This is a genomic window from Streptomyces sp. NTH33 (assembly GCF_003236365.1).
In the GTDB taxonomy this organism is placed as follows: Bacteria; Actinomycetota; Actinomycetes; order Streptomycetales; family Streptomycetaceae; genus Streptomyces.
In genome coordinates, this window is sequence record NZ_POTZ01000024.1 from 19,222 (window position 1) to 30,680 (window position 11,459).

Annotated in this window: 10 protein-coding genes and 2 pseudogenes; 9 read left to right on the top strand and 3 right to left on the bottom strand. The window is 74.4% G+C overall.

Annotated elements, in window-relative coordinates; genetic code table 11:
• Nucleotides 1–54 precede the first annotated feature (54 nt).
• The 4 genes from C1I97_RS04415 (at nt 55) to C1I97_RS04430 (ending at nt 3,655) form a co-directional block, all read left to right on the top strand.
• Nucleotides 55–1,032, top strand: coding sequence for an NADPH:quinone oxidoreductase family protein (locus C1I97_RS04415; RefSeq protein ID WP_111001903.1), 978 nt, complete (start codon nt 55–57; stop codon nt 1,030–1,032).
• The gene (locus tag C1I97_RS04420) at nt 1,029–2,258 is read left to right on the top strand and encodes an acyl-CoA dehydrogenase family protein (protein WP_111001904.1); all 1,230 of its coding nucleotides are present in this window, start codon (nt 1,029–1,031) and stop codon (nt 2,256–2,258) included. Before C1I97_RS04415 ends, C1I97_RS04420 begins: the two co-directional genes overlap by 4 nt.
• Complete coding sequence (locus C1I97_RS04425) at nt 2,255–3,337, top strand: acyl-CoA dehydrogenase family protein (protein WP_111001905.1); 1,083 nt, start codon at nt 2,255–2,257, stop codon at nt 3,335–3,337. The genes C1I97_RS04420 and C1I97_RS04425 overlap by 4 nt, the downstream gene beginning before the upstream one ends.
• Before the next feature lie 123 nt (nt 3,338–3,460).
• Complete coding sequence (locus tag C1I97_RS04430; RefSeq protein ID WP_111001906.1) at nt 3,461–3,655, top strand: hypothetical protein; 195 nt, start codon at nt 3,461–3,463, stop codon at nt 3,653–3,655.
• Nucleotides 3,656–3,675: 20 nt separating this feature from the next.
• Here the strand turns inward: C1I97_RS04430 and C1I97_RS04435 are convergent, their stop codons facing one another.
• The gene (locus C1I97_RS04435) at nt 3,676–4,035 is read right to left on the bottom strand and encodes a DUF779 domain-containing protein (protein WP_111001913.1); all 360 of its coding nucleotides are present in this window, start codon (nt 4,033–4,035) and stop codon (nt 3,676–3,678) included.
• 146 nt (nt 4,036–4,181) lie between these two features.
• Nucleotides 4,182–6,272: a SpoIIE family protein phosphatase gene (locus tag C1I97_RS04440; protein ID WP_111001907.1), complete on the bottom strand. Its 2,091-nt coding sequence runs from the start codon at nt 6,270–6,272 to the stop codon at nt 4,182–4,184.
• Nucleotides 6,273–6,465: 193 nt separating this feature from the next.
• On the opposite strand from C1I97_RS04440, the gene C1I97_RS04445 reads away from it, so the two are divergent.
• Nucleotides 6,466–9,132: a LuxR C-terminal-related transcriptional regulator gene (locus C1I97_RS04445; protein ID WP_258382417.1), complete on the top strand. Its 2,667-nt coding sequence runs from the start codon at nt 6,466–6,468 to the stop codon at nt 9,130–9,132.
• Nucleotides 9,133–9,232: 100 nt separating this feature from the next.
• Nucleotides 9,233–9,430 carry a hypothetical protein gene (locus C1I97_RS04450; RefSeq protein WP_111001909.1) on the top strand — a complete coding sequence of 66 codons (198 nt, stop codon included), beginning with the start codon at nt 9,233–9,235 and terminating at the stop codon, nt 9,428–9,430.
• 8 nt (nt 9,431–9,438) lie between these two features.
• Here C1I97_RS04450 and C1I97_RS04455 read toward each other — a convergent pair whose 3' ends face one another.
• Nucleotides 9,439–10,026, bottom strand: coding sequence for a potassium channel family protein (locus tag C1I97_RS04455; protein WP_111001910.1), 588 nt, complete (start codon nt 10,024–10,026; stop codon nt 9,439–9,441).
• A 150-nt stretch (nt 10,027–10,176) separates the two neighbouring features.
• On the opposite strand from C1I97_RS04455, the pseudogene C1I97_RS04460 reads away from it, so the two are divergent.
• The 3 genes and pseudogenes from C1I97_RS04460 to C1I97_RS04470 all read left to right on the top strand — a co-directional run.
• Nucleotides 10,177–10,305, top strand: a pseudogene (locus C1I97_RS04460) (HdeD family acid-resistance protein); the annotation flags it as partial.
• A 203-nt stretch (nt 10,306–10,508) separates the two neighbouring features.
• Nucleotides 10,509–10,955, top strand: coding sequence for an SHOCT domain-containing protein (locus tag C1I97_RS04465; RefSeq protein ID WP_111001911.1), 447 nt, complete (start codon nt 10,509–10,511; stop codon nt 10,953–10,955).
• Nucleotides 10,940–11,459, top strand: a pseudogene (locus C1I97_RS04470) (acetate--CoA ligase family protein); the annotation flags it as partial. The gene C1I97_RS04465 and the pseudogene C1I97_RS04470, both read left to right, overlap by 16 nt.

Here is an 11,459-nt window from a genome sequence, read left to right on the forward strand (position 1 = left end):
GACCGCTTAGTATGCGGTCGACCGGTCCGACGACGCAGTCCCTGGAGGCGGCGCATGCAGGCATGGCGAGTGCACGAGAACGGCGAGCCGAGCGAGGTGATGCGCCTGGAGGAGACCGAGCCGCCCACCCCCGGCGACGGCCAGGTCCTGCTCAAGGTGCGTGCCGCCAACGTCAACTTCCCCGACGCGCTGCTGTGCCGGGGCCAGTACCAGGTCCGGCCGCCGCTGCCCTTCACACCGGGCGTGGAGATCTGCGGCGAGACCGGGGACGGGCGCCGGGTGATCGCCAACCCGGCGCTGCCGTACGGCGGTTTCGCCGAGTACGCCGTCGCCGACGCCGCCGCCCTCCTGCCCGCCCCGGACACGCTGGACGACGCCGAGGCCGCGGCCCTGCACATCGGCTACCAGACGGGCTGGTTCGGCCTGCACCGCCGGGCCCGCCTGGAGGCCGGCGAGACGCTGCTCGTGCACGCCGCCGCCGGCGGGGTCGGCAGCGCGGCCGTGCAGCTCGGCAGGGCAGCCGGTGCCAGGGTCATCGGTGTCGTCGGCGGCGCGGAGAAGGCCGCCGTGGCCCGGGAGCTGGGCTGCGACGTCGTCGTGGACCGGCGCGGCGAGGACGTCGTCGCCGCCGTCAAGGAGGTCACCGGCGGCCGGGGCGCCGACGTGATCTACGACCCGGTCGGCGGCGGGGCGTACGCCCAGTCCGCCAAGGTCGTCGCCTTCGAGGGCCGGATCGTGGTCGTGGGCTTCGCGAGCGGGTCCATCCCGAGCCCGGCGCTCAACCACGCCCTCGTCAAGAACTACGCGATCCTCGGCCTGCACTGGGGCCTGTACAACACCAAGAACCCCAAGCTGGTCCGGCACTGCCACGAGCAGCTCACCGAGCTGGCCGCCCGGGGCGCGATCAGGCCGCTGGTGAGCGAGCGGGTGCCGCTGGGCGGGGCGGCGGCCGCCGTGCAGCGGGTCGCCGACGGTGTCACCACCGGCCGTGTCGTCGTGGTGCCCTCGCCGGAGAACGGAGCCGCCGCATGACCGGCAGCCCCGTCGACGCGGCCGGACTGCGCCGCCGCACCCGCGACCTGCTGGCCGCGCACCCGCCCGCCACAACGGACCGCCTCGACTTCCTCGAGGCCCGCTTCGACGCCGGACTCGCCTGGGTGCACTACCCCGAGGGCCTCGGCGGCCTCGGCGCCCCCCGCTCCCTCCAGGCCGTCGTGGACGCCGAGCTGGAGGCCGCGGGCGCCCCCGACAACGACCCGCGCCGCATCGGCATCGGCCTCGGCATGGCCGCCCCGACCATCCTGCGCCACGGCACCGAGGAGCAGAAGCGGCGCTTTCTGCGGCCCCTGTGGACCGGGGAGGAGGTCTGGTGCCAGCTGTTCAGCGAGCCCGGTGCCGGATCCGACCTGGCCGCCCTGGGCACCCGGGCCGTGCGGGACGGCGGGGGCACCTCCCGCTCGAGCGCAGCCGAGAGTGGGGGACACTGGGTGGTCGACGGGCAGAAGGTGTGGACCTCCAGCGCCCACCTCGCCCGCTGGGCCATCCTCATCGCCCGCACCGACCCGGACGTGCCCAAGCACCAGGGCATCACGTACTTCATCTGCGACATGACCGACCCCGGCGTCGAGGTCCGGCCGCTGCGCCAGATCACCGGGGAGGCCGAGTTCAACGAGGTCTTCCTGACCGGCGTCCGCATCCCCGACTCCCGCCGCCTCGGCGAGGTCGGCGACGGCTGGCGGGTCGCGCGGACCACCCTCATGAACGAGCGCGTGTCCATCGGCGGCATGCGGCTGCCCCGCGAGGGCGGCATGATCGGCCCGGTCGCGCGGACCTGGCGCGAACGCCCGGAACTGCGCACCCACGACCTGCACCAGCGACTGCTGAAGCTGTGGGTGGAGGCCGAGGTCGTCCGCCTCACCGGCGAACGCCTGCGCCAGCAGCTCGTCGCCGGCCAGCCCGGCCCCGAGGGCTCCGGCATGAAGCTCGCCTTCGCCCGCCTCAACCAGGAGATCAGCGGCCTGGAGGTCGAACTGCGCGGTGAGGAAGGACTGTTGTACGACGACTGGAGCATGCGCCGCCCCGAACTGGTCGACTTCACCGGTCGCGACGCCGGCTACCGCTACCTGCGCTCCAAGGGCAACAGCATCGAGGGCGGGACCAGCGAGGTTCTGCTGAACATCGTCGCCGAGCGCGTCCTGGGCCTGCCCGCCGAGCCGCGCACCGACAAGGACGTCGCGTGGAAGGACCTGGCCAAATGACGGATCTTCTCTACTCGGAGGAGGAAGAGGCGCTGCGCGCCGCCGTCCGGGACCTGCTCACCGACCACTGCGGCCCGGCGGGCGTGATCGCGCGCATGGAGTCGGACGAGCCGCACGACCTCGCGCTGTGGAAGTCGCTCGCCGAGGACATGGGCGTGGCCGGGCTGCTGGTGCCCGAGGAGCGGGGCGGCCAGGGTGCCACCCACCGCGAGGCGGCCGTGGTCCTGGAGGAGCTGGGCCGGGCCGTGGCCCCCGTCCCGTACCTCACGAGCGCCGTGGTCGCCACCGAGGCGCTGCTGGCCTGCGCGGGCGAGGAGGCCGCCGGGCTGCCGGCCGACCTGGCGTCCGGCCGGTCGATCGGCGCCCTGGCCGTCGGGCTGCACACCGCACCGGGCGGCGCCTTCCGCGCCGTACGCGTCGAAGGCGGGCGCCTGCACGGGAAGCTGACCGGCATCGCGGACGCCGCCGTGGCCGATGTCCTGCTGGTGCCGGCCGAGGACGGCGGGCTGTACGCCGTCGGGGCGGACGCGGTGACCGTCGCACCGCAGGTGTCCCTGGACCTGACCCGGCCCGTGGCGACGGTCGTCCTCGAGGGCGCCCCGGGACGCCGGCTGGGCGACGCCGAGCCCGCCGTACGCCGGGCCCTGCGCGCCGGGGCCGGACTGCTCGCCTCCGAGCAACTCGGCCTCGCCGAGCGGTCGTTGACCGAGACCGTGCGCTATCTGAAGGAGCGCAAGCAGTTCAACCGGCCCGTCGGCGGCTTCCAGGCGCTCAAGCACCGGCTCGCCCAGCTGTGGCTCCAGGTCGTCCACCTCCGCGCCGCCGCCCGGAGCGCGGCCGACGCGCTGGCCCGGGGCGAGGACGCCGACGTGGCGGTCGCCGTCGCCCAGGCCTACGCGGCCCCCGTCGCCGTCCACGCGGCCGAGGAGGCGCTGCAGCTGCACGGCGGCATCGGCATGACCTGGGAGCACCCGGTCCACCTCCGCCTCAAGCGGGCCAAGGCCGACTCCCTCGCCTACGGCACGGCGGGCGCCCACCGCGAGGAGCTGGCCGCACTGGTCGACCTCCAGGCCCCCTGACGTACTCGGGGCACTCGTCAGAACCACACGTTCGGAGGACACGTCTGCCGCCCGGCCGAACCCTCCGCTGCGCCACACTTGCGGCCGAAAGCCGCGATGCGGGCGCGGCGGAGGAGGCTGACGGTGATTGTTTCCATCTCTGTGGTGCTGCTGTTCCTGATCATCGCGGTGATCTTCGTGCGCAACGGCGCCCTGAAGTTCTCGCACGCCCTGGTCTGCGTGCTGCTCGGCTTCTTCCTGGCCGGTACGAGCATGGCGGCCACCATCCACGAGGGCCTGGCGGCCACGGCCCAGATCGTCGGCAACCTGCATCCCTGACGCGGTGTCCCGCGCGGGGCTCAGGCGCCGACCACGCGGGAACGGACGAGGAAACGCACCCCTTCGGGCGCCTCCAGGGAGAAACCGCTGCCCCGGCCGGGCACCACGTCGACGATCAGCCGGGTGTGGCTCCACACCTCGTACTGGCTGCGCGACATCCAGAACGTCACCGGCCGGTCCACCCCCTCCACCTCCAGCTCCGCGAGCAGCACGTCCGAGCCGCCGGTACGGAACTCGCCCTCCGGGTAGCACATGGGCGCGCTGCCGTCGCAGCAGCCGCCCGACTGGTGGAACATCAGCGGCCCGTGCGCCCCGCTCAGCCGCCGCACCAGTTCGGCCGCCGCGGGTGTGAGCTCGACACGCGGGGTCTCCTCATGCATCGTCATACATCGTCGCCGCCCTTCGCCGCACCGGAAGCAGAAGCCGGGGCCCGGCGCTGTCGGACAGGTCCTGGCCCGGGATCCAGACAAGCAGCACGGAGGTTGCGACAGGGTTGCACCGTCCGCGGGCGGAGCCACGGCGGTCATCACTGTCGGTCCTCCTCCCCGGGCAGGGACTGCTCGGTCCAGACCGTCTTGCCCGAGGACGTGAAGCGGGTGCCCCACGCCTGGGCCAGTTGGGAGACGATGAACAGACCGCGGCCGCCCTCGTCGACGACCCGGGCGTGGCGCAGATGCGGGAAGGCCGGGCCGCGGTCCCGTACCTCGCAGGTGAGGGTGCGGTCGTGGATCAGGCGGAGTTCGATCGGCGGAGCTCCGTACCGGAGGGCGTTGGTGACGAGTTCGCTGACGATGAGCTGCGTCTTGTAGGCCGTTTCGGTGTCCACGTGCCAGGCGGTGAGCTGTTTGCGGATACTGCTGCGGGCGGTGGCCACCGAGGAGGGGTCCGCGTCGAGCCGCCAGGAGGCGAACCCGTCCGGCGAGAAGGAGCGGACACGTGCGACGATCACCGCCGCGTCACTCGCGCCCAGGCCGTCCGGAAGGGCGTAGACGATGTCGTCGCACAGGTCCCGCAGCGAGCGCTCGCCGTGGTCCGGCGCGATCCGCAGCGGCCCCGGGGACTGTGCGAGGTGGGCGGTGATGCGCGGATCGCTGGCGAAGACCAGCACGCTGCCCTCCGGGACCTCGAACTCGACCGTCGCGAAGGGCGCGTCCTCCCCCGTGGCCAGAGACGGTCCGGCCGGGCAGTCGGGAACGGTGACGGTGCGGTCCGGCAGCATCAGGACGGGGGCCAGGGAGCCGGCCGCCGCCATCACGCACGTGCCGACCAGGGGATCGTGAACGGCGTACACGCAGTCGGCGGTGAGCTTCTCGCGGCGCAGCGGGTCGCCCAGCGGCAGGTCCGCCCGTTCGGCCGCCAGTTCGGCCGCCGTGTCGTGCAGCCGGGCCATGAGCTCGTCGGGAGCGAGGTCGAACGCGGACAGGGACCGTACGACGGTGCGCAGCCGGCCCATGGTCGTGGCCGCGTTCAGACCCTGCCCGGACACCTTGCCGACCACGAGCGCGGTGCGGACGCCGGACAGGGCGATGGTGTCGTACCAGGCGCCGGGATCGGCACCGGTGACCGAAAGGAAGGCGGCCTGGAGGGACGTGTGGCTCTCCGGGCGGCGGGGCAGCAGCCGGCGCTGGACCAGGGCGGCCACGGCGTGCTCACGGACGTAGCGCCGGGCGTTGTCGATGCCGAGAGCGGTGTGCGCGGCCAGCTCGACGGCGAGCTGCCGGTCGTCCGCGTCGAACGGCGGGGACGGCCCCGCGCGGTAGAGACTGACCAGCCCGAGCGCCGCGTTGCGCAGGGCCAGGGGCACCACCAGCAGCGTGTGGCACTGCGACGCGCGCATCGCCTCCGCGCGCGCGGGGTCGACGGGCAGCCACGGGTCGGACGGGTGCAGCGGAACCACCCGGGGCCGCAGATCGGCCAGTGCCTGGGTGAAGGGCGTGGGGGCCGGCAGACGGCGTACGTCACCCACGGGAAGCGCCTGCCGCGGGCTGTCCCGGCTGCTGCGGAAGGCGGTGCGCATCAGGGGCGTGCCCGGCGGCAGCGGGGCGAGGGGAGGATCGTCGCCGCGGAGCACGGAGTCCACCACCTCCACGACCGCCACGTCGGCGAACTCGGGTACCACGGCCCCGACGAGCTCCTCACCGCTCACCGTGGGGTCCAGGGTGCGGCCCACGCGCCGGCGTACCGCCTCCAGCACCCTGATACGGACGCGCCCCCGTTCCCGTTCGCTGACGTCGATCGTGGTGACCGCCAGGCCCAGCACCCGTCCGCGCGGACTCAGCAGGCGCAGGGCGGTGATCTCGAAATACCGCTCCTCGGCCGGGTCCCCCTCGAGGCGTGCCCGCACGACGCACTCGCGCAGGGCGTCCCCGCTCTCCAGCACGTCCCGCAGCAGGACCTCCACGTCGTTGTCCTGGACGATCCGGAGCGCCTCGTGGAAAGGACGCCCGACCAGATCGTCCGCGGACAGGTCCTGCATGGGGGGCACGGCGGTGTTGAGCCGGACCACCCGCAGTCCGGTGTCCAGCAGATGGAGACCGATCGGCGCACTGCCGAACAGGGCCTCCAGCAGGGAGGCCGACATCTCGTCCACGATCCGGCCGGCGTCGCCGTAGGCCAAGGGGCACCTCCTTCGGCCCGCCTCCGTGCTCGGCCGGGCACGCTGCTGCCGACGCACACCGGAGGGCGCTTTTCCAGCGTGCTTCGCCCCCGCGGCGCCCGCACGCGCAGGACGCGCGCGCGTACGGGAACACTGAGATCCTGAACAGGAGGAGCGCTGCCCATCGGCACGACGAACAGTGGGGGTGAGCGCGGTGTCCGAACGTGATGGCACCAGGGCCCGGCCACCGGCCGCGGGCGTCGATCCGCTGGGGGACCCGTTCCTGCGGACCCGCTTCGCCGTGCCGGTGCGACCGGCCACCTTCCTGCGCCGGCAGCGCCTGGCCGAGCACCTCGGCCAGGCGCTGGACACATCGCTGACGATGGTCAACGGATGCGCGGGCGCGGGCAAGACGCTGCTGGTCGCCGACTGGGCCGCCCACCTGGGACGGCCGGTGGCCTGGCTCACCGTCGACGCCTGCGACCAGGCACCCGGCGTCTTCTGGGCCTACCTGCTGGAGGCCCTGCGCACCTCGGGGGCCGACGAGATTCGGGACGTCGGCTGCCCGGCCGACGCCGGCACGGTGGACCACGGCCTGCTCGCCCGGCTCGCCGCGCAGCTGAACGGCCGCGACCGGCCCCTGACCGTCGTCCTCGACGAGTACGACCGCGTGACCGCCCCGGAGATCACCGACCAGCTCGGTTTCGTCCTGCACCACGCCGGCCGGGGCATGCGTCTGGTCCTCGTCACCCGCACCGAACCGACCCTGCCCCTGCACCGCTACCGCGCGGACGGCACCCTGACCGAGATCAGGGACACGGAGCTGGCCTTCACCCCCGGGGAGGCGGCGACGCTGCTGGAACTGCACGGTCTGCGTCTGGGCCACGACGTCGTCCGCGCGCTCGTCGAGCGCACCCGGGGCTGGGCGGCGGGCCTGCGGCTGTGCGCCCTGGCCGCGCAGCAGAGCAGCGACCCCGGGGCGTATCTCGAGGAGTTCGAGGCCGGACAGAGTACGGTCGCCGACTTCCTGCTGGCCGAGGTGCTCGAAAGACAGCCGGCCCCGACGCAGGACCTGCTGCTGCGGGTCAGCGTCCTCGACCGGTTCTGCCCCGGCCTGGCCAACGCGCTCGCCGGCCGCCGGGACGCCGGGCCCCTCCTGGCCGAACTGCACCGGGCCAACGCGTTCGTCGAACACCTCGGCCACTCGTGGTACCGCCTCCACCCGCTCTTCGCGGAGATCCTCAAAGCCCACCTCAGAGTGCGGTTCCCCGGCCTGGAGACCGATCTGCACCGCAGGGCCGCCCAGTGGCTGCGGCGCTTCGGGCCGCTGCCCGACACGCTCGCCCACGGCGCCGCGGCCGGCGACTGGGGGTTCACCGCCCGCGCCCTCGTCGACGACCTCGCGATCGGGCAGTTCTTCACCGGCCTGCGCTCCGGCGGCCTGGGCGAGCTGTTCGTGCGCATGACCCCCGACACCACCGGAGCCGAGGCCGACCTCGTCCGCGCGGCCCGCGAGCTGTCCGGCCGCCGTCTGGACCACGCGCAGGCGCACCTGGAACAGGCCCGCCGCGAACTCGCCCGGGCCGGGCCCGGCAGGGCGGCGGCCCGGCTCAGCTGCGCGCTCCTGGACATCCTCGCCGCCCGGCTGACCGGTGCCCCGGGCCGGGCCGAACACGCGGCGGAGACGGTACGGGAGCTACGGAAGGAGATCCCGGCCGAGCTCCTGGACAGGCACCCCGAACTCCCGGCCCTGCTACAGACCCACCTGGGCGCGGCCCGTCTGTGGGCAGGGCGCTTCGACGACGCCCGCGCCGCGCTGTCCGCGCCGGCCGCCGGGTCCGGCGGGGCGACGGCGCTGCCCCGGGAGGAGGCCCTGGGCCAGCTCGCGCTCCTCGACTACCTGACCGGCTGGCCCACCCGCGCCGAACGCAAGTCCCTGGCGGCACTCACCGACGCCGAACGCTTCAGCCTGGCCGAGCCGGCCGGCCTGGGCCTCGTCCACCTGGTGCTGGCCGCGGTGGCCGTGGACCGCGACGAACTGGACGACGCCCAGGCCCTCCTGGACCGGGCGACGGCCCTGCAGCCGGTGCCGCCGGACCCCGTGACCGCCGCGAGCCGCGTCATCGCACAGGCCCGCCTCCAGCTGGCCCGCGGGCAGCCCGGAGCCGCCCTGGAGACCGCCGGGTCCACCGTCCCGGCCGCCGTGGCCTCGCCGTGGGCCGAGAACCACACGGCGCTCGTCGTCTCCGCCGCCCACCTCGCCGAGGGCCGCCCCGAGACGGCCGTGAAGGTGCTGGAGGACGCGGTGGGCCGGGAGGCCGCGTGCACGGTGGCGGCGGCCCGGGCCCACCTGGCCGCGGGAGACCCGGACGCCGCCCTGGACCTGCTCGACCACCTGCCCGCCGAGGAGCACAGGGGTCCCGCGGTGACGGTCCGGGCCCTGCTGACGCGCGCCGAGGCCGTCGGCCGGCGGGGCGACCGCACCACCGCGCGCCGGCTCGCCACCAGGGCGCTGGCGGAGGCCCGGCGCGAGCGGCTGCGGCGCCCGTTCCTCGAGACCGGCCCGTGGCTGCGCCGCCTGCTGTGTGCCGGCGCGTCGCAGGAGCCGGTCCTGGGCGGCCCGGCGGTCCGCCCGGACGCCCGGCTCCGGACCCCGCCGCGCACGGCCCGGCCGACCGCCCTGGTCGTCGAGGAGCTGAGCGGCCGCGAGCGCGACGTGCTCCAGCGGCTCGCCCAGATGATGTCGACCGAGGAGATCGCCGCGGACCTCTTCGTGTCCGTCAACACGGTGAAGACCCACCTCAAGAGCGCCTACCGGAAGCTCGGCGTCAACCGGCGGGGCGACGCGGTCCACCGCGCGCGTGAACTCCGCCTCCTGTGAGGGTCACCTGCATCGGGTGAAGCCCCACGGCCGGCCGGGGCGGACCCTCGGACAGGGGGGGCGTGGTACGCCCGTCCCCAGGTCACCGCGGGAGCAGCCGATGCGCTATGAGATCCGTGTCGACGGACACATGTCGGAGACGCTGGCCAAGGCGTTCCCGGAGCTGGACCACGTGGTGATGTCCGGTCAGACGGTCCTGTTCGGCCCCGTGGTGGACGAGGCGCACCTGTACGGGCTGCTGGCCCGCTGCCGGTCGCTGGGTCTGCGGGTCCTGGAGATGCGGCGCGTCCCGGAGTGAGCCGTCGGCTACTCGGGCGGGCGGCCCCGCTGCTGTCGCAGGCCCGCCTGGACGGCGCTCGCCAGCACGCGCGCGGCGACCCCCACGAGCAGCAGCCCGCCCACCATCTGGAGCGTGGTCAGCACGCGGGCCGTCTGCGACCGCGCGGTGATGTCGCCGTAGCCCACGGTGGCGAACGTGGCGACGGTGAAGTACAGGGAGTCCGTCCTGGTCAGCGGTTCGCTGAAAGACCTCGGGGCGGCGCGGTCCAGCAGGTAGTAGGCGGTGGCGGAGAGCAGCAGGAAGAGCGGCAGCGTGGACGACAGGGCCTCCACGGCCTTCAGCCGGGGGTACGGCGAGTGCGCGATGACCATCACCTCCCAGGCGAAGAGCAGCGCGACGCCCGCCAGCCCGAGCGCGAGCAGGGCGGCCGTCGTGGCCGTGGTGCCGCCGTCCAGGGGCAGCAGGTAGTAGGCGGCGACGAGTCCGGCCGTGACGAGTACGGAACGGGTGAGCATCACGAAGGCCGCCCGCCGGGGCACACCCTGCCCCTGATCTTTGCCGGGCGGACGCCTGCCCGCGGAGTCCGGGGTGCGGGGAGCTGCTGGATCGCCCATCTGGTGTCCCTTCCGTTCCGCCGTCCGGGAAGCGGCGTGTGTCCGGCAAGTGGGCGTGCGGGTCCGGTCCCAGGTCATCGTGGCAGGGAAACGGCGGGATCACCCTTCATGGGTGAACCGGCGGGCGCGGCCCCGCGGGACGCCGGCCCCCGGGAGGAGCACGGCGAGCGGCCGCCGCGGTTGCCCGTGGCGATGCTGTCCGCCCTCGCCGGGGTGTTGTGCCTGCGGCATCCGCTGCAGACCGTCGCCGCGCTCTCGCTGATCGTCGGCGTCGCCTTCGCCTGGTGGTCGGCGCTGCGCAAGGCGCGGACCGGGGTCCTGCCGGGGCCGGCGGCCACGGTGTGAGCCTGCCCGGCCGCCGGGCGTGGGCCGCGGCACGCCGCGGTCACCCGTGCCGGGTGAGGCGGGCGGGGCTTGCCGTGCGCACGCTGGGAGACGGCAGACCGCGGCGGCCGGGCGCGGGCCCGGGACGGAGGAGAGAGATGAGCACGCCGACGTACCTCGCGTACGACTATCCGCTGCTGGGCGCCTTCTGGACGATGCTGTGGGTCTTCCTGTGGGTCATGTGGTTCGTCCTGCTCTTCCGGGTCGTCCTCGACATCTTCCGCGACGACGGCCTGGGCGGCGGGGCCAAGGCCGGCTGGCTGGTGTTCTGCCTCGTGCTGCCCTTCCTCGGCGTCTTCGTCTACGTCATCGCCCGGGGCAAGGGCATGGGCCGCCGGGAGCTCGCCCAGGCCCGGGAGCAGCAGGAGGCGTTCAACGCCTACGTCCGCCAGGCCGCGGGCGGCGGCCGGTCCGGCGTCGACGAGCTCGCCCGCCTGTCCGACCTGCGCTCCCGGGGCGACATCACCGACGAGGAGTTCGCCCGGGCCAAGGCGATGGTGCTCTCCGGCGGCGCCCCCGAGGGCCGCGCCACCCCGTCGCCCTGAAGGCCACCGCCCCGCACCTGCGGCACCGCGCCGACCTGGGCGGCGTACGGCTCGACCTCGCCGACGAGGAGCAACTGCGCCGCACCTACGCCGAATTGACCGAACTCTTCGGCAAACCCGAGCAGTTGCGACCGGTGGTGCAGGCGATGGCACCCAGGGGGGTCGACACCCTGATCCGCGCGGTCATCGACCCCGCGGCCGGCGCCGTGCTCTCCTTCGGGCTCGCCGGAGCCGCCTCGCAGCTGCTCGACGACATGGCGCACCGCCTGGTCCCGGTCACCGACCGCGAGGCCACCTCGATGATCCGGTCCATCCGCACGGCCCCCCTGCTGTTCGGCTGGCGCGGCTCGGACCCGGTCGACACGCCCGCGCTGCAGGAGCTGCTGCTGCGCGTGTCGCGGCTGGTCCACGACCACCCGGAGGTCGTCGCCGTCACCCTGGAGCCGGTCGTCGTCGCCCCGCGCGGGCTGAGCGTCCTGGGCGCCAGTGTGCGCCTGGCACCCC

Coding starts and splice junctions, on each gene's coding strand:
- C1I97_RS04415 (WP_111001903.1), top strand. CDS start 55: ATGCAGGCATGGCGAGTGCACGAGAACGGCGAGCCGAGCGAGGTGATG.
- C1I97_RS04420 (WP_111001904.1), top strand. CDS start 1,029: ATGACCGGCAGCCCCGTCGACGCGGCCGGACTGCGCCGCCGCACCCGC.
- C1I97_RS04425 (WP_111001905.1), top strand. CDS start 2,255: ATGACGGATCTTCTCTACTCGGAGGAGGAAGAGGCGCTGCGCGCCGCC.
- C1I97_RS04435 (WP_111001913.1), bottom strand. CDS start 4,035: ATGCATGAGGAGACCCCGCGTGTCGAGCTCACACCCGCGGCGGCCGAA.
- C1I97_RS04450 (WP_111001909.1), top strand. CDS start 9,233: ATGCGCTATGAGATCCGTGTCGACGGACACATGTCGGAGACGCTGGCC.
- C1I97_RS04455 (WP_111001910.1), bottom strand. CDS start 10,026: ATGGGCGATCCAGCAGCTCCCCGCACCCCGGACTCCGCGGGCAGGCGT.
- C1I97_RS04465 (WP_111001911.1), top strand. CDS start 10,509: ATGAGCACGCCGACGTACCTCGCGTACGACTATCCGCTGCTGGGCGCC.